Origin of the sequence: Stenotrophomonas sp. GD03654, assembly GCF_029845105.1 — a bacterium.
Classification (GTDB): Bacteria; Pseudomonadota; Gammaproteobacteria; order Xanthomonadales; family Xanthomonadaceae; genus Stenotrophomonas; species Stenotrophomonas africana.
Genome location: NZ_JAOCLC010000085.1, coordinates 1 through 17261 on the forward strand (window position 1 = coordinate 1; position 17261 = coordinate 17261).

14 protein-coding genes are annotated in these 17261 nt (G+C 67.7%); 10 read left to right on the forward strand and 4 right to left on the reverse strand.

Annotated elements, in window-relative coordinates:
- The first annotated feature begins 138 nt into the window (after window positions 1-138).
- The 4 genes from N5J73_RS21555 to N5J73_RS21570 all read left to right on the forward strand — a co-directional run bounded on the left by N5J73_RS21555 (window position 139) and on the right by N5J73_RS21570 (window position 4362).
- Window positions 139-1788, forward strand: coding sequence for a M28 family metallopeptidase (locus tag N5J73_RS21555; protein WP_049443527.1), 1650 nt, complete (start codon window positions 139-141; stop codon window positions 1786-1788).
- A gap of 176 nt (window positions 1789-1964) precedes the next feature.
- The gene (locus N5J73_RS21560; protein ID WP_049443525.1) at window positions 1965-3224 is read left to right on the forward strand and encodes a histidine kinase; all 1260 of its coding nucleotides are present in this window, start codon (window positions 1965-1967) and stop codon (window positions 3222-3224) included.
- Window positions 3214-3984 carry a LytTR family DNA-binding domain-containing protein gene (locus N5J73_RS21565; RefSeq protein WP_049443523.1) on the forward strand — a complete coding sequence of 257 codons (771 nt, stop codon included), beginning with the start codon at window positions 3214-3216 and terminating at the stop codon, window positions 3982-3984. Before N5J73_RS21560 ends, N5J73_RS21565 begins: the two co-directional genes overlap by 11 nt.
- Before the next feature lie 33 nt (window positions 3985-4017).
- Window positions 4018-4362: a hypothetical protein gene (locus tag N5J73_RS21570; RefSeq protein WP_049443521.1), complete on the forward strand. Its 345-nt coding sequence runs from the start codon at window positions 4018-4020 to the stop codon at window positions 4360-4362.
- Between the two features lie 40 nt (window positions 4363-4402).
- Here N5J73_RS21570 and N5J73_RS21575 read toward each other — a convergent pair whose 3' ends face one another.
- Window positions 4403-5017: a hypothetical protein gene (locus N5J73_RS21575; protein ID WP_049443519.1), complete on the reverse strand. Its 615-nt coding sequence runs from the start codon at window positions 5015-5017 to the stop codon at window positions 4403-4405.
- Between the two features lie 309 nt (window positions 5018-5326).
- Here N5J73_RS21575 and N5J73_RS21580 point away from each other — a divergent pair, with 309 nt between their 5' ends.
- A complete protein-coding gene (locus N5J73_RS21580) occupies window positions 5327-6256 on the forward strand; it encodes an oxygenase MpaB family protein (RefSeq protein ID WP_049443516.1) in 930 nt (309 codons plus the stop codon).
- 111 nt (window positions 6257-6367) lie between these two features.
- Here the strand turns inward: N5J73_RS21580 and N5J73_RS21585 are convergent, their stop codons facing one another.
- A complete protein-coding gene (locus N5J73_RS21585; RefSeq protein WP_049443514.1) occupies window positions 6368-6955 on the reverse strand; it encodes a TetR family transcriptional regulator in 588 nt (195 codons plus the stop codon).
- A 133-nt stretch (window positions 6956-7088) separates the two neighbouring features.
- Between N5J73_RS21585 and N5J73_RS21590 the strand changes: the two genes are divergently transcribed.
- Both N5J73_RS21590 and N5J73_RS21595 read left to right on the forward strand, forming a co-directional pair.
- A complete protein-coding gene (locus N5J73_RS21590) occupies window positions 7089-8303 on the forward strand; it encodes an MFS transporter (protein WP_049443512.1) in 1215 nt (404 codons plus the stop codon).
- Complete coding sequence (locus tag N5J73_RS21595) at window positions 8300-9472, forward strand: MFS transporter (RefSeq protein WP_049443510.1); 1173 nt, start codon at window positions 8300-8302, stop codon at window positions 9470-9472. Before N5J73_RS21590 ends, N5J73_RS21595 begins: the two co-directional genes overlap by 4 nt.
- A 150-nt stretch (window positions 9473-9622) precedes the next feature.
- Here the strand turns inward: N5J73_RS21595 and N5J73_RS21600 are convergent, their stop codons facing one another.
- Window positions 9623-11734, reverse strand: a complete 2112-nt coding sequence (locus N5J73_RS21600) for a M13 family metallopeptidase (RefSeq protein WP_099589379.1) — start codon at window positions 11732-11734, stop codon at window positions 9623-9625.
- A gap of 176 nt (window positions 11735-11910) precedes the next feature.
- Between N5J73_RS21600 and N5J73_RS21605 the strand changes: the two genes are divergently transcribed.
- On the forward strand, window positions 11911-14973 hold the full coding sequence (locus tag N5J73_RS21605) for an EAL domain-containing protein (RefSeq protein ID WP_049443506.1): 3063 nt from the start codon (window positions 11911-11913) through the stop codon (window positions 14971-14973).
- Between the two features lie 19 nt (window positions 14974-14992).
- Here the strand turns inward: N5J73_RS21605 and N5J73_RS21610 are convergent, their stop codons facing one another.
- Window positions 14993-15874 (reverse strand): LysR family transcriptional regulator, encoded by an 882-nt coding sequence (locus N5J73_RS21610; RefSeq protein ID WP_049443505.1) that lies wholly within the window; start codon window positions 15872-15874, stop codon window positions 14993-14995.
- A gap of 96 nt (window positions 15875-15970) precedes the next feature.
- Between N5J73_RS21610 and N5J73_RS21615 the strand changes: the two genes are divergently transcribed.
- A complete protein-coding gene (locus N5J73_RS21615; RefSeq protein ID WP_049443503.1) occupies window positions 15971-16381 on the forward strand; it encodes a DoxX family protein in 411 nt (136 codons plus the stop codon).
- Between the two features lie 31 nt (window positions 16382-16412).
- Entirely contained in the window at window positions 16413-17201 is a 789-nt protein-coding gene (locus N5J73_RS21620; protein WP_049443501.1) for a class III extradiol ring-cleavage dioxygenase, read from the forward strand.
- The last annotated feature ends 60 nt before the right edge of the window (window positions 17202-17261 follow it).

Here is a 17261-nt window from a genome sequence, read left to right on the forward strand (position 1 = left end):
AACCGGACCCACCCCGCCTACCCTCAGGAAACCAGCTTTTGCTGTTGCTTCGGCTGTTGCCGTTGTTTCGGCAGGTGCAGGGCGCAGCCCTGCCGAATCCCATTACACTCCAGAAGGATTTCCCTGCTGGAGAGAGCAATGAAACGAGTGGTACTGGGCGTGCTGGCCCTGTCGGTGTCGAGCGCACTGATGGCGGCCACCCCGAAATTCGACGGTGCGCGGATCTCCGCCGACGTCAAGGAACTGGCCTCCGACGCCTACGAAGGCCGCTCGCCGGCCACCGCCGGCGAAGAGAAGACCATCGCCTATCTCAGCAAGCAGTTCGCCGATGCCGGCCTGCAGCCCGGCGGTGACCTCAAGGACGGCAAGCGCCTGTGGACCCAGGCCGTGCCGCTGCGCAAGGGCGACATCGTCGGCGCACCGCAGCTGGCGCTGCACCAGGGCGGCAAGACCGTTGCGCTGGAGCAGGGCAAGCAGATCGCCGTGCGCGCCGCCATGAATGGCGCCAGCAACGTCGACATCAGCAAGGCCCCGCTGGTGTTCCTCGGCTATGGTGTGAAGGCCCCGGAGCGCAACTGGGACGACTTCAAGGGCGTGGACCTGAAGGGCAAGATCGCCGTCGTGCTGATCAACGACCCGGACTTCGAGACGGGCCAGGGTGATTTCGACGGCAAGGGCATGACCTACTACGGTCGTTGGACCTACAAGTACGAAGAAGGCGCCCGCCAGGGGGCGCTGGGCGTGCTGATCGTGCACGAGACCGCCCCGGCGTCGTACGGCTGGGCCACCGTGGCCGGTTCCAATACCAACACCATGTTCGATGTGGTGCGCGACAACCCGGCCGACAGCCACCCGCTGCTGGAAGGCTGGATCCAGCGCGATCTGGCGGTGGAGCTGTTCCGCTCGGCCGGCCAGGACTTCGAGGCGCTGAAGAAGAAGGCGCAGCAGCGCGACTTCACCCCGGTGCCGCTGACCGGCGCCAGCCTGGACGCGAAGTACGCGGTGAAGACCGAAGTGATTACCTCGCACAACGTGGCCGCGCGCCTGGAAGGCAGCAGCCACCCGGACGAGACGATCATCTACAGCGCGCACTGGGACCACATCGGCGTGGGTGAGCCGGATGCGCGTGGCGACCGCATCTTCAACGGCGCACTGGACAACGCCAGCGGTACCGCCTCGCTGATCGAGCTGGCGCGCGGCTTTGCCAAGCAGAAGCGCCCGCAGCGCTCGGTGGTGTTCCTGGCGGTCACTGCCGAGGAAAAGGGCCTGCTGGGTTCGGAGTACTACGCCACTCATCCGCTGTATCCGCTGGAAAAGACCGTAGCGGTGATCAACATGGACGGCATGGCGCCGTTCGGTCCGTCGCGTGATTTCGGCATCTACGGTGCCGCGCGCTTCGAACTGCTGGACCAGCTGAAGGACGTGGCCAAGGGCTGGGATATCCGCTACACGCCGGACCCGAAGCCGGAAGCCGGCCTGTTCTTCCGCTCCGATCACTTCCCGTTCGCCAAGCGTGGCGTGCCGGCGCTGTCCTGGTCGGCTGGCCAGGACTGGGTGGACGGCGGCGTGGCCGCAGGCAAGAAGGCGTCCGAGGACTACACCGCCAAGCGCTACCACCAGCAGGGCGACGAGTGGCAGCCGGACTGGGTGTTCGCCGGTGCCGCCCGCGACCTGGAAGTGCTGTACACGCTGGGCAACCAGCTGGCCAACTCGCGCAGCTGGCCGAACTGGAGCCGGGACGAGTCGTTCCGCGCCGTGCGTGACGCCAGCGCCGACCAGCGCAAATAACGGCGTTCGGTAGTGCCGGCCGCTGGCCGGCATTGCCCCTCCGGGGAAACGCCGGGCCATGCCCGGCGTTTCCGTAACAGCTTCCATCCCCGGATTCCGGCCCTTCGTCGCAGCCCGCTTGTTTGCCCGGCGGGCCGCCCTATGCTCGGCTCACCCCCTTCCTCCAAGGCGCCGCCGTGTTCGCCAGCCTCTCTCTGATGTTCCGTCACCTGCTGGCCTGGGCTGCGGCGCTGTTCGTCGCCGGCATGGTCTGGAGCGGCATCTTCAGCGGCATGAACGACGGCCCGGGCTGGGTCTTCGGCCTGCTGGCGATGTTCCTGATGATCTCCGCGCTGGGCAGCGCAATCACCCATATACGCCGGGTCTGGCTGGTTGCCGGACGGCTGGATTCGACCACGTTGTCCGGGCGCCAGCGCCGCCAGGTGGAACTGCCGATGGATGCCGGCCAAGCCTACGCCGTGGTGGAAGCGGCGATCGCCGAGCTGCCGCGTGTCGAAGACGTTGAGAGTTCGGCCGGCAGCCTGCAGGTGCGCGCTTACGTTCGCCGGGTCGACCTCTGGAATGGCCGCCAGCCCTCGCGCTGGAACCTGCCGGCGCGGCTGGCGATCAAGCGCAACAGCGTGCTGGCCACGGTCACGCCAGGGCAGGGCACCAGCACCGTCACCCTGCTGTTTGAACCGGATGCGGGCTGGTGGGCCGACCTGCTGGCGCTGGACGAGGGCAGCAACTTCGAGAACGCCGAAGCGGTCACCCGTGCGATCAGCCGCCGCGTGGCCGACCAGCGTCGCGATGAGCAGGCCGCCGCCGAACAGACCCAGGTAGAGAAGGAGCTGTCGGTGGCGCGCTTGAATCTGCTGCACGCGCAGGTGGAACCGCACTTCCTGTACAACACGCTGGCCAACGCGCAGGTGCTGACCCGCACCGACCCGGCGCGTGCCGAACAGATGCTCGGCCACCTGATCCAGTACCTGCGCAGCTCGTTGCCGCAGGTGGACGAATCGGTGTCCACGCTGGGCGTGGAGCTGGAGCGCACCCGCGCCTACCTGGAGATTCTGCGTATCCGCATGGGCGCGCGGCTGGCAGTGGAAGTGCAGGTGCCCAACGAACTGCACGGCGTGCACCTGCCGGCGATGGCGCTGCAGACGCTGGTGGAGAACGCGATCAAGCATGGCCTGGAACCCAAGCCCGGCGGTGGCACGATCTGGATCCTGGCGCGTGGCTTTGATGACCATGTGACCGTGACCGTGGCCGACGATGGCCTCGGCTTCGGCCAGGGCACCAGCGGCACCGGCATCGGCCTGAAGAATCTGCGCGAGCGCCTGCGCCTGACCTGCGGCGAGCAGGCCGGTGTGGCGATCGTCGCCAACTTCCCCAGCGGCGTGGCCGCGACCATGACCCTGCCGCAGTCGAACAAGGAGCGCAGCCATGCCGCTTGAAGCGCTGATTGCTGAAGATGAAGAACTGCTCCGGCACTCACTGGTGGAACAGCTGCGCCGGCTGTGGCCGGACCTGAGGCTGGTGGCCGAGTGCGAGGATGGCGCCAGTGCGCTGGAACAGTTGGCCGAGAAACAGCCGGACATTGCCTTCCTCGATATCCGCATGCCCGGCATCAGTGGTATCGAGGTGGCGCGTTCGCTGTCCGAGCTGAGTCCGCGTACCCAGGTGGTGTTCGTCACCGCCTACGACCAGTACGCCATCGACGCGTTCGAGCAGGGCGCGATGGATTACCTGCTGAAGCCGGTCAGCGACGAGCGCCTGCTGGCCACGCGCGAACGCATCCTGTCGCGGCTGCCATCAACGCGCCAGGACGATGCCGTGCTCGAACGTCTGCTGCAGCGGCTGGGGCCATCGCAGGGCGCTGCCGAGCGCCCCCCCTTGGCCTGGATCACCGCCAGCAACGGCCGCGAGACGCAGTTGATCATGCTGGAGGACGTGGCCTATTTCCGCGCCGACAACAAGTACACCACCGTGGTGACCGCGGCCGGTGAGAGCCTGCTGCGCACGCCGTTGCGCGAACTGCTGGACGTGCTCGATCCGCAGCACTTCCGCCAGATCCATCGCTCGACCATCGTCAACATGAAGGCGGTGGCGGCGGTCAGCCGCGACGACACCGGCCGCGGCGTGCTGCGGCTGCGGGGGCGTGCCGAGACGCTGGTGGTCAGCCAACCATTCATGAGCCTGTTCCGCGGCATGTAGCCGCGCCGCACCTTCCGCTACCAGGAGCATTGCATGCGTTTTTTCCTGCTCGTAGGCCTCGCCGCATTGGCAATTTCCGGTTGCCAGAAGTCCACAGAAACCGCGATCACCCGCACCACGGCCAATGGGGTGGACACGCTGTACAGCAAGCGCACGGTAGTGAATGGCGTGGCGCGTTTCGAGTGCATGGCCAGCCGCAGCGGTCAGTGCCATTACCTGGTGCTGGATCCGGCCTGTCGTCCTGACGCCGCCTGTGCGAAAGCGCCGATACGGTCGTTCGCGTTGGCGGCCGGCACCACCCGGGAGTTCAGTGACCTGCCGAAGGGCTTCGCCCAATGCGTCAGCGAAGAACCGATAGAACAATGCCACCGTGAGTGATCACGGTGGCATTGTGGGTCCCCCCCGCTTCCCTGAAGGGTCAGTAGGCAGGCTGCAGTGTCAGGTCATGGTGGTGCTCGTTCTCGCCGACATGGTTGAGGCGACCGACCAGTTCTGAGTGCTGCTTCATGCGCCCGATCTCGGTCATGATGCGGATGTCCTCATGGCGCAGTTCGCGCCTGGCGGTGACCGCCTGCTTGTAGTCCAGCACTTCCGGATAGTGCTCGGCCAACTCCAGCGCCTCGGCCACGTGCTCGACGCTGTCGGCCTTGGAGCTGATGCGAGCGCGGCTGTTGAACGCCTTCATCCAACGTTCGAAACCGGCCTGCTGATCGAACATGTTGGCCATGAACCAGATCACGAACAGAATCGAGACCCACGAGCCGAACACAACTACCACGCGGGTGAACGTGATATGGAAGTCGTCACGCCACAGGTAGTTGGCAATCAGGCCAAGAATCAGCAGCGAGGCTGCCTGCCAGCCGACGATCGAGGCGATCAGCCATTGGCACTTGGCCTGCGCCAGCACCGCCACTTCATCGCGGATCTGCTGCTCGCTGAGATTGCGCCAATGCGCAACCTGTTTGTCGAACGGGCTGCTGTAGAGCTCGTTGTCGCGAAGCAGAATTCCCAAACCCTTGAACAAAGCAATCATGGCTGGCTCCTTGTGGAACGTGCGTCGATCAGCGTTGGACGGTGTGGCGGGTTCAGTTCTAGCACTTCCAGCGAGCCGCGCAATGGGCGCAATGCCTAGCGGCGTAAGGGTTTTGTCTGAATGGGTGAATGTTGGTGCACTGCAGCATCACGACCGCAGCCTGCGACAGGATGTCGCAGGGTGAAACGTGCTGCGGCCGCACATGAAACCGTAGCTGAGCGCGGAGGCTCGCCGTCGGCGTCGTGATCGACCAGAATCGGGGCCGACCGCGCAAGGCGTGGCCGTTCTTCCGCCTTTCCTGGACCTGTGATGCCGGCTTTGCTGCAGCGACTCTCCCGCCCCGTGACCGCGCCGATCCGGCGCTGGGTCCTGGAGGCCTTCCCGCGTGGCCAGAGCGGCATCGATTACGACCACCCGCTGGGTGACCCGGGCTGGTTCGGCCCGGACAGCGTCACCTGGCGACTGCATGCGGAATTCCCGTCGATGCTGGCCGGTGGCCTGTGCGCGCTGATGCTGCAGACCCTGCACCCGCGCGCGCTGGCCGGAGTCTACGACCATTCCAACTTCCGCCAGGACCTGGTGGGACGCCTGCGCCGCACCACCGCCTTCGTTGCCGGCACCAGCTATGCGCCTGCCGGCGAAGTGGAGACGCTGGTGGCGAAGGTACGCCGCATCCATGCGCAGATCCGCGGCCAGACCGCGCAGGGCGAGGCCTATGCCGCCGATGATCCGCAACTGCTGACCTGGGTGCACGTGACAGAAGCGTTTGGTTTCCTGCAGGGCTTCCGTCGGTACGGACGCGAGGTGCCGGCGCACATGGCCGATCGTTACTATGACGAATACCGCTGCGTGGCCGAGGCACTGGGTGCGGTGGATGTGCCCCGCAGTGAGGCGGAAGTGGCGGCGTACTTCTGCGCGCGGCAACCGGAACTGCGTGTGGATGAGCGCTCGCGCGAAGTGCTGGAGGTGTTGTCCGGCGTGCGCTTGCCGGTACCGGTGCCGGGGCTGTCGCGCGAAGTGTTCCTCGGCGCCGGTGCGGCGCTGCTGCCGGACTGGGCCGAGGGCATGCTGGAACGCAATGCCCGCCAGCGTGCGCAGGCTGCAGCGTCGGCGAAGCTGATGCAGGGCATGGCGCCGCTGTTCCGCCGCGCACTGCCCGATGGCCTGGCCAGCCGCGCCTGCACGCGGATGGGCGTGCCGGTGTCAGTGTTGCGCGAGTGGCCCACCGCTCTCAGGTAGGTGCCAACCTTGGTTGGCACGCATTGCGCGCGGTGCCGCAGAAGCGCCAACCAAGGTTGGCCTCCACCAGAGCGGATGCCGCCGTAGATCCACGCCATGCGTGGATGGGCTTCACCCGGCCGACTTCAACCCACGCAACAGCATCTCCAGCGCCGCCGTCGCCTGCCGCAGGCGCGCGCCGCCATCCTCGCCCTCTGCAATCCAGAACGCGGCCTCGGCCAGGCTGCCGTAGATCAGCGACGCCAGCGCCTGTGCATCCACCGGCGCCACCACGCCCTGGGCAGCCAGCTGTTCGATCAGGTGCTGCATCGAGTGCACGCAGTGGCGCTGCGATTCCGGTGAGGCGCCACCCAGCACTGCACGCGCATCGCGCAGCACGATGCGCTGGATCTCTGGCTCCAGCGCCATCTCAAGATAGGCACGACAACGCTGCACGAAGCCCTCCCAGGCATCGTCGGCGGTATCACTGATTGCCTGCAGGCGCTGGTCGGTCTCTGCATCGAGCTGGGCGACGACAGCCGCCAGCAGACCCTTCTTGTCGCCGAAGTGGTGGTAAAGCGCGCCGCGGGTCAGCCCGGCCTGGGCGGTCAGATCGTCCATCGAGGTGGCGGCATAGCCATGCGCGCTGAACACCCGGCGGGCGGTGGTCAGCAGGGTGGCGCGGGTTTCTTCCATCTCGGCGCGGGTGCGACGAACCATACGGAGCTCCTTACATACGCAGTGCATGATTATTTACATACGATGCGTATGAATGTAGCCTCTTATTCATACGCTCTGTATGTATTGTCGTGGCGCCCCGTGCGCCAGGCAAGTCGCTGCCCTGGAGAACCTGATGGCCACCCCCTATCGCGACCTGTTCGCGGCCCCCGGCACCGCCGGCCTCGCCCTGGCCGGGCTGCTGGCACGCCTGCCGCTGCCGATGACCGGTATCGGCATCATCACCCTGCTGTCCCAGCTGCACGGCAGCTATGCCTTGGCCGGTGCGGTGTCGGCCACCTTCGTGCTGACCTACGCGTTGCTGTCGCCGCAGGTGTCGCGCTGGGTCGACCGGCACGGGCAGGGCCGGGTGCTGCCGTGGGCCACGGCGGTCAGTGCGGCCGGTCTGCTGTTGCTGCTCGCGTGCACGCTGCTGGCCGCGCCGGACTGGGCGCTGTTCATTGCGGCGATGCTGGCCGGTTGCATGCCCAGCGTGTCGGCGATGGTGCGCGCGCGCTGGACCGCGATCCATCGCGGACGCCCGCAGCTGCAGACCGCGTACTCGCTGGAGACCGTGTTCGACGAGGTGACCTTCATCGTCGGGCCACCGTTGTCAGTCGGATTGTCGGTGGCGGTATGGCCACAGGCTGGGGTGCTGGCGGCCGCCCTGCTGCTGGTGGTCGGCGTCGCCGCACTGGTACTGCAGCGGGGTACCGAGCCGCCACTGCAGCAGCACGAAGGTGCAACATCCCCGCGCTCGCTGCTGCGGCGCACGGAGATCCGCCTGCTGGCGTTGCTGATGCTGGCGATGGGCGTGATTGTCGGCACCGTCGACGTCACCAGCGTGGCCTTCGCCGAACAGCGGGGGCAGCCGCTTGCCGCCAGTGCGGTGCTGTCGGCCTATGCGCTGGGCAGCTGCGCAGCGGGCCTGCTGTTCGGTGCGCTGAAGCTGCAGGCACCGTTGCAGCGCCTGTTGCTGATCGGAGCAGCGGCCACCGCACTGACCACGTTGCCACTGCTGTGGGTCGGCGACCTGCCGGCGCTGGCCATTGCCGTGCTGCTGGCCGGAGCGTTCTTCGCGCCGACGATGATCGTGGCGATGTCGCTGGTCGAACAGCACGTACCCGAATCGCGCCTGACCGAGGGCATGACCTGGTTGCTGGCCGGTTTGAACATCGGCGTGGCGCTGGGCGCGGCGCTGTCCGGGCAGAGCGTCGATGCGGGGGGCGTGCGCAGCGGCTTTGTCGTTGCGCTGGTCGCAGGCGGTGGTGTGGTGCTGTCCGCCGTGCTCGCGCAACGTGCGCTGCGCCCGTCTGCGGCGCCCACATCCCCTGAAGGAATCATCCCGTGAGCGCTTCATCGCCTGCGCATGCCGCGCCCGTGCCTCGTCATCCGTGGTGGGCGGTTTCCGCCATCGGCCTCGCCACGTTCTCGGTGATCACCACCGAAATGCTGCCGGTGGGCCTGCTGACCCCGATCGCCGAAGATCTCGGCGCGTCCACCGGCACCGCCGGCCTGATGATCTCGCTGCCGGCACTGCTGGCGGCACTGTTCGCACCGCTGGTGGTGATCGCGGCTGGTGGCATCGATCGTCGTCGCATCCTGTGTGCGTTGCTGGGGCTGCTGCTGGCCGCCAACCTTGCGTCGGCGCTGGCACCAGGCATCGGCTGGCTGCTGGCCGCGCGGGTGCTGGTGGGGTTCTGCATGGGCGGCATCTGGGCCATCGCCGGTGGGCTGGCAGCGCGCCTGGTACCTGCGCAGCGCATCGGCCTGGCCACCTCGATCATCTTCGGAGGCGTGGCCGCGGCATCGGTGCTGGGCGTTCCGCTGGGCGCGCTGATCGGAGATGCATTGGGTTGGCGCAGCGCGTTCGTGGCGATGGCGTTGTTCAGTGCGGCGGTGATGCTGCTGCATCTGCGGGTGGTGCCTGCGTTGCCAGTCAGTACATCCGTACGGCCGCAGCAGTTCGTGCAGCAGCTTGGCCACCGGGGCCTGCAACGCGGGCTGTGGCTGACCCTGCTGCTGGTAGCCGGGCACTTCGTTGCCTTTACCTACGTGAGGCCGCTGCTGACGTCTGTATCGAGCATGGATGCGTCGTGGATCGGCGCGTTGTTGTTCGCCTATGGTTTGGCTGGCATTGCGGGCAACTTCATCGCGGGGCCGCTGGCTGCGCGCCATCCGCGCGGTACGTTGCTGGCGATCGCGTCTGGCCTGCTGCTGACGCCTCTGCTGTTCCTGTGGGTGGGAAGCACACCGTCCGCTGGCATCGCGGTGCTGCTGCTGTGGGGCCTTGCCTATGGCGGTGTGTCGGTGGGCCTGATGAGCTGGATGATGAGAGCGGTGCCGCAGGCCGTGGAGGTCGCCACCGCGTTGTATGTGGGTGTGTTCAACATCGGCATCGCAATGGGCGCGTGGAGCGGGGGACGACTGCTGGATGGCGTGGGCCTGCATGCGAATCTGTGGGCCGCGGCCGGGCTTGCCATGGTCGCCACGCTGGTGATTGCCACCACCCGCCGGTAGATCCACGCCATGCGTGGATGGCTTGTAGTCTTGTAGACCTGCAGATAGGCCGACCAAGGTCGGCATCCACCCGAGCGGGGCATTCGCCAACCAAGGTTGGCCGTTGCCCGGAAATGAAACGGGCGCCTTGCGGCGCCCGTTCGCGTTACATCACCACACCTTGACCCGCTTGTCCGGGGCCAGGTACAGCTTCTGGCCTTCCTTCACTTCGAACGCCGGATACCAGGCGTCGATGTTGCGTACGGTCAGTGCGCGGAACTGGCCCGGTGCATGCACATCGGTCAGCAGCGAGTTGCGCAGCGCCTGCTCGCGGCTCTTGCTGCGCCACGCCTGGGCGAAGCCGAGGAAGAAGCGCTGGTCCGGGGTGAAGCCTTCCAGGGTCTGGCCCGGCTTGCCTTGCAGCGACAGCTGGTAGGCGTCGTAGGCGGTGCCCAGGCCGGCCACGTCGGCGATGTTCTCGCCCAGGGTCAGCTTGCCGTTCACATGCACGCCCGGGAACGGTTCGTAGCTGCTGAACTGTGCAGCCAGCGCATCACCGGCCGCGTTGAACTGCTTCAGGTCCTCGGCGGTCCACCAGTTGTGCAGCTTGCCGGTCTCGTCGAACAGCGCGCCGGCGTTGTCGAAGCCGTGGCTGATCTCGTGGCCGATCACCGCGCCGATCGCACCGTAGTTCACCGCATCGTCGGCGGCGCCATCGAAGAACGGCGGCTGCAGGATCGCGGCCGGGAACACCAGGCGGTTTTCCAGCGGCACGTTCATCGCATTGATGGTCTGCGGCAGCATCGCCCACTCGCTGTGGTCGACCGGTTTGCCCAGCTTGGCGATGTTGCGCTGGTATTCGAACAGCTCGGCGCGCTGCGCGTTGCCCAGTGCGTCATCGCGGCGGATCTCCAGGCCGGTGTAGTCGCGCCACTTCTCCGGATACCCCATGCCCACGGTCAGGCCGGCCACCTTGGCCTTGGCATGCGCCTTGGTCTGCGGCGACATCCACGACAGCGCATCGATGCGCTTGGCGAAGGCGGCGATGATGTTCTTCGCCATCTCGTCCGCGCGCTCCTTCGTCTTGGCGTCGAAGTGCTTCTCGACATAGCGCTTGCCGATGGCTTCGCCGACCGCATGGTTGGCGTCATCCACGGCGCGCTTCCAGCGGTCGCTCTGCTGCGGCGTGCCGCTCAGCGCGGTGCCATGGAAGGCGAAGCGGGCATCGGCGAACTTCTTCGGCAGGTAGGCGGCGGCGCGGTCCAGCGCGTGGAAGGCCAGGTAGTCCTTCCAGGCGTCCAGCGGCTCCGTGGCGACCAGCCTGGAAAGGCCGGCTACCGCCTTGGGCTGCCACACGATGAAGTCCTGCTGGTTGCCCAGCGCGGCTGCATCGAGGAAGGCGTTCCAGTCCATGCCCGGCGCCTTGGCATTGAAGTCGGCCTGGGTCCAGGGGTTGGCACCCTTGGTCACGTCGTTGGTTTCTTCCTGGGTGGCATGCGCCTGCGCGATCTTGGTCTCCAGCGCGAGGATGCGCTGTGCCTTGCCGGCCGGGTCGGCAACGCCGGCCAGCTGCAGCATCTGCGCGATATAGGCCTGGTACTGCTTGCGCAGCTCGGCCATGCGGCCGCCGCCCAGGTAGAAATCACGGTCCGGCATGCCCAGGCCACCCTGCACCAGGTAGGGCGCGGTGCGGTCCGGCTGCAGCATGTCCACCGACACCCACAGGCCGAACAGGCGGTCGGTGTAGAAATTGGTGGCGTTGAGCAGGTCGACGTCGGCACGCATTTCGCCGCCGAGGGTGCGGGCCAGGCCGGCCTTGTCGGTGATGGCCTCGATGGCCTTCAGCTGCGGCTGCACCGGTGCGATGCCGTGCTGCTCGATGCCGGCCTCGTCCATGTAAGCCGCGTAGTAGTCGCCGATCAGCTTGTCGTCACCGCTGGCCTGGGTGTTGCCGGCGGCGCCTTCGAGAATGGCGCGGGTGTCGGCCAGGGTCTTCTCGGCGATGACGTTGAAGCTGCCGAAGCGCGAGCGGTCGGCCGGGATCTCGGTGTTCTTGACCCAGGTGCCGTTGGCGAAACCGAAGAAGTCGTCGCCGGCGGCAATGCTGCGGTCCATGCCGCTGGCATCAAAGCCGAAGCTGCCCAGCATCGGCTTGGCCGCAGCGGGCGCGGCATCGGCCGGCGCGGCGTTGCCGGCCGTCGGTTCGGCCGGACGGTCGCAGGCGGCCAGGGACAGGCTGGCAACGATGGCCAGTGCCAGGGTGGGACGGCGCAGCTTGGACATGGACTTCTCTTGCAGCGGAAAACGCCAAGTCTAATCCGCCCCGGCCCGGCCCGCCGTCCCAGGGGGCCGCCGGTCCTGTGCAGGATCTGGCTGAACGCGCGGAAACGATCTTCACGCCGTCACCGGCGTGGTGCATGCTGGCCACAGGAGCCCTGCGCGGACACGGGGAGGTAGCCATGGCGGGGCGGGTCAGGCGTCAAGAATGGCGTCCGCCGGCCGTTGAGGTCGGGGACGTGGAGGATTCGTTCGCGCATGAAGCCAGCCGACAGCACAAGGAAGATCAACCGATGCCCGCGCTGAAACGGGCGTTGGCCCGGCCACTGCGCGCCATTACCTGGGGCGGAGTGCTGCTGGGCGTGTTGCTGGTGGCTGGCCTGGCCATCATGCTGATCAACGACCACCAGCGCCGGCTGGAGGCCGCGCAGCGCCAGAGCCGCGCGCTGGCAGTGGGCAGCGAGCGCCTGCTGGCGCTTGAGCTGCGCAACCTTGAGCGGGCGATGTCCGGCATCGCAGCCGACGCCGCCGAACTGTTCCGCAGCGTGCCCGCACAGGCCCCGGCACTGCTGGATGCCTCGATCGACGGCGTGCTGCGCCGCCATGCCGAACTGCACAGCATTGTCGTGCTTGATCGCCATGGCCGCTCGATCACCACCGGCAAGGGCGATCTGAACCTGCCGTTGTGGACCGACACGCAACGCCGTGGCCACGGCAGCGCGCTGTACATCGGCCCACCCCAGCGCGCCAGCAACGACGGCTGGGTGGTGCCGCTGGCGCTGCCGATGACGGGCGACCGCTGGCTGCTGGCACGGCTGCGCTGCGGTGAGCTGCAGCGCATCATCGGTGGCCTCGATGTTGGCCCCAACGGACTGGTCTCGATCAGCGACGCGGAAGGCTACATGCTGGCCCGCGTGCCCGACCCACATGGCACGGTCGGCCGCCGCTACGATCTGCCGCGCCGCGACCTGCTCGGCAAGCGGGCGGTGGTCGAGCTGGGCAGCCTGCCGGGCGCGGTGGATGGGGTGCCGCGCATCATCACCATCAGCACGCTGGAGCGCAGTCCGCTGGCGGTGCAGGTCGGGTTGGCCGACGAGGACGTGCTGGCACCCTGGTGGCCGTACCTGCAGGCGTCGGTGGCGATCGTGCTGGCCTACATCGTGGTGCTGCTGGTGCTGCTGTATGCCGTGCGCCGCAGTACCCGCCGCCAGCAGTCGATGGCCGAGGAACTGAAGGCAGGCCACGCCGAGCTGCGCCTGGCCCACCAGGTGGGCCGCATCTGCACCTGGTATGTGGACGAGGACGCCGCGCTGCTGCGCTGGTCGCCACTGGCCCGCGAGATTTTCGGCGTGCAGACCGATGCGCTGCCCGTAGCGGATTTCTTCGCACGCGTGCACCGCGATGATGCCGCACGGCTGCAACAGGCCTTCGACCAGGCGTTCGCCGGCGGTGCGGTACTCGACGAGGTATTCCGCCTGGTGCTGCCCGGTGGCCAGGTGCGCTGGGTCGGCGCGCGTGGGCAGCGGGTGGAAGTGGCCGACAGCGAGCGGCGCATGATCGGTGCGCTGAGCGATCTGACCGAGCGTTACCAGGCCCGCGAGCAGATGAGCGAAGTGGAGCGCCGTTTCCGCCTGCTGTTCGACCGCAACCCCGCGCCGTTCTGGGTGTTCGATCCGGACACGCTGCGCTTCATCGAGGTCAACGATGCGGCCGTGCGCCAGTATGGCTTCAGCCGCGAAGAGTTCCTGGCGATGAGCATCCTCGACATCCGCCCGCGCGAAGGCTGGGACGAGGTGAAGGGTGCGATCGCCAAGGCCCGTGTCGGCGAACTGCAGGACGCCACCGTGCGCCTGCACCGGCGCAAGGACGGCAGCGTGTTCGAAGTGCGCGCCCATCTGTCGCGGCTCGATTTCGATGGCCAGCCTGCGTGCCTGGTGCTGGCCGAGGATGTCAGCGAGCGGCTGGCCTACGAACGTGACCTGGCCTACCAGGCGCGGCACAACCCGGCCACCGGCCTGCTCAACGTGCGCGCGTTGACCGAGCAGCTGGACGAGCAGGAAGCGGGCTACACCATCGCCTTCGTGCAGCTGCGCGGCCTGCAGCTGGTGGCCGATACGCTGGGCCGCGAGATTGGCGATGCGGTGCTGCAGTCGATGGCGACCCGGCTCGGTGGCCTGGGCGCGCGATGTGGCACGCTGGCGTTCCAGCCGGCGGAGGACTTCGTGTTCGCCATCGGGGACGAGCACGATACCCAGCGCGTGCTGGACGATCTGCTGCAGATCGTATCGGCACCGATGCGGGGCAAGGATTCGCTGCACCAGTTCGAGCCGCGCATCGGTGTGGCCGTGCATGTGCCGGGTGATGGCCACTCGGCCGAGCAGGTGATCGGCATGGCTGCGCAGGCCGCACACGCCGCGCGCGCCGAGGGCAACGTGGTGGTCTGGTTCGACGCGGCGGTGACCACGCGCCTGGCCGATCGCCTGCGTCTGGCCGGGCGCATCCACGCCGCCATCGACAACGAGTTCCAGCTGTACTTCCAGCCGATCCGGCACGCCAGCGATGGCAGCCCGGCGGCATTGGAGGCGCTGCTGCGCTGGCCACAGGCCGATGGCAGCTTCATTCCGCCCAACGAGTTCATCCAGCTGTGCGAGGAGACCGGTTTGATCCTGGCGCTGGGCCGCTGGGTGATCCGCGCGGCGGCCAAGGCGCAGCGGCGGCTGGTCGAGGCCGGCTGGGGCGAGCTGCCGATCGCGGTCAATGTGTCTGCCGTGCAGTTCTTCAACAGCGACCTGGTGGCCGAGTTCACCCGCGCCCAGCAGGAGTTCGGCCTGGCCCGCGGGGCACTGCACGTGGAGCTGACCGAAAGCAGCCTGATGCGCAAGCCGGCGCAGGCGATGCAGAGCATGCAGCGCCTGCACGAGCAGGGCATCAGTGTGTCGCTGGATGACTTCGGCACCGGCTATTCCAGCATGTCCTACCTGCAGCACCTGCCGCTGGACATCCTGAAGATCGACCGCAGTTTTGTTGCCGATGTGGAAACCAATCCACGCAATGCCTCGATCTGCCGCGCGCTGTTGTCGCTGGGCCACAGCATGGGCCTGACCATCATCGCCGAAGGCGTGGAAACGCCGGGGCAGCTGGACTGGCTGGCTGCGCACGGTTGCGACCAGGTGCAGGGTTACCTGCTGGGGCGGCCGGCACCGCTGGAACGGATCATCGACGCGCTGGATGAGGTGGTGGCCTAACTGGTAGTGCCAGGCTCGGCTACACCCCGGCCTCCACCAGATGGTCGATGAAACTGCGCACCTTCGGCGCGAGGTGGCTGCGGCTGGTGTAGACCGCGAAGATGCCGATCGGCGAGGCCTCCCACTCCGGCAGCACGCGCACCAGACGACCATCGGCCAGCGCGTCTTCCAGCAGGAAGTCCGGCTGCAGGATCACGCCCATGCCGGCGATCGCGGCTTCGCGCAACACGTCGCCGTTGTTGGCGTGCAGCAGGCTGCTCACTGCCACCTTCACTTCACCGCCGGGTCCCTGCAACGGCCAGTTGTTGCCGGCGGCCCAGTAGCTGTAGCTCAGGCACGCGTGTTCCTGCAGGTCCTGCGGGGTCTGCGGGGTGCCGTGTGCGGCGAGGTAGGACGGCGCGGCGCACAGGCTCACCCGCGATTCGCCCAGGCGGCGTGCGATCAGCGTGGGGCTGGGCTCGCGGGTGATGCGGATGGCCACGTCGTAGCCTTCCTCGACCATGTCCACCAGGCGGTCGGACAGGGCCAGGTCCAGTTCCACCTGCGGGAAGCGTTCGCGGTAGCTGGCCAGCAACGGGCCGAGGCGGGCGATGCCCCAGCTGACCGGTGCGTTGATGCGCAGCGTGCCCGAGGGTTCCAGCGCCTGCGCGCCGATGCTGGCCTCCAGTGCGTCGAACTCGGCCAGCAGGCGCACGCACTGGGCGTAGTAGGCGGCGCCGGCACTGGTCGGGCTGACCCGGCGCGTGGTGCGGTGGAGCAGGCGGGTCGACAGGCGCTTTTCCAGTGCGGCGACCTGGCGGGTGACGCCGGCGGTGGACATGTCCAGGGCCTGGGCGGCGGCACTGAAGCCGTTGCGCTCGACCACCGCCACGAACACGCGCATCGCCTCGAGGGTGTCCATTGTTGCGCCTTCTGAAATAAATACGGTCAAACGATCGTATTTATCGGCCCGTGAAGGCGCAATAACCTGTGCCCATTCCCTTCAAGGTGCTTTCCGATGCACGCCACGACCCCTCCTGTTTCGCCGCTGGCGCCGTATGGCGCCACCCTGCTGCGCCTGGCCCTGGGCGTGCTGTTCCTGGTCCATGCGCTGACCAAGCTGCTGGTGTTCACCCTGGCCGGTACGGCGGCGTTCTTCGAGTCGCTGGGGCTGCCCGGCGTGCTTGGCTACGTCACCATCGGCGTCGAGCTGGTGATCACTGCCGCGCTGCTGCTGGGCGTCTACGCGCGCTGGGTGGGCCTGGTCGGCGTGCCGCTGCTGCTGGGCACCATCGTCACCGTGCACGGCGCCAACGGCTTCGGTTTCGCCAATGCTGGCGGCGGCTGGGAATACCCGGCGTTCTGGGCGCTGGCGCTGGTGGTGCTGTTCCTGGTTGGCGACGGCAAGTGGACCCTGCGTTCGCGCTGATCGCCGCCTGATCCTGCAACTGGAGAATTCCATGTCCCGCCTGCCTTCGCTGTACATCTCCCATGGTTCGCCGATGACTGCCCTGCATCCGGGCCAGGTCGGCGTGCGCCTGGCCGAGCTGGCGCGCGACCTGCCCACGCCGCGCGCCATCGTGATGGCCTCGGCGCACTGGCTGGGCCGGCAGCCGCTGGTCGGGGCGCATCCGCAGCCGCCAACCATCCACGATTTCGGCGGCTTCCCGCGCGCGCTGTTCGAACTGCAGTACCCGGCGCCGGGTGACCCGGCGCTGGCCGAAGAGGTGGCCGGCCGCATCGCTGCCGCCGGCCTGCCGGTGGCGCTCGACCCGCAGCGTGGCCTGGACCACGGTGCGTGGGTGCCGCTGCGGCTGTTGCGCCCGCAGGCCGACATCCCGGTGGTGCCGGTGTCGATCCAGCCGCTGCTCGGCCCCGAGCATCAGTTCGCGCTGGGCCGCGCGCTGGCGCCGCTGCGCGAACAGGGCGTGCTGCTGGTCGGCTCCGGCAGCATCACCCACAACCTGCACGACTGGGGCGACTACCAGGACGGCAAGGAAGCGCCGTACGTCCGGCCCTTCATCGAATGGGTGGAGCAGCGCCTGGCCGCTGATGACCGTCAGGCGCTGCTGGATTACCGCCGGCAGGCGCCATTCGCCGAACGTGCGCACCCGACCGACGAGCACCTGCTGCCGCTGTTCTTCGCGATGGGCGCGGCGGGCGAGGGCGGCTTCGGTGCGCGTCGCATCGATGCCGGCATCGACGCTGGCTTCCTGGCCATGGACCTGTACCGCTTCGACGGGGCATGAGCCGGGGCTGACGCGCGACGGCCCCGGCCGTCGCGGTCGTGGCCGCATGTGGTAGTTTTT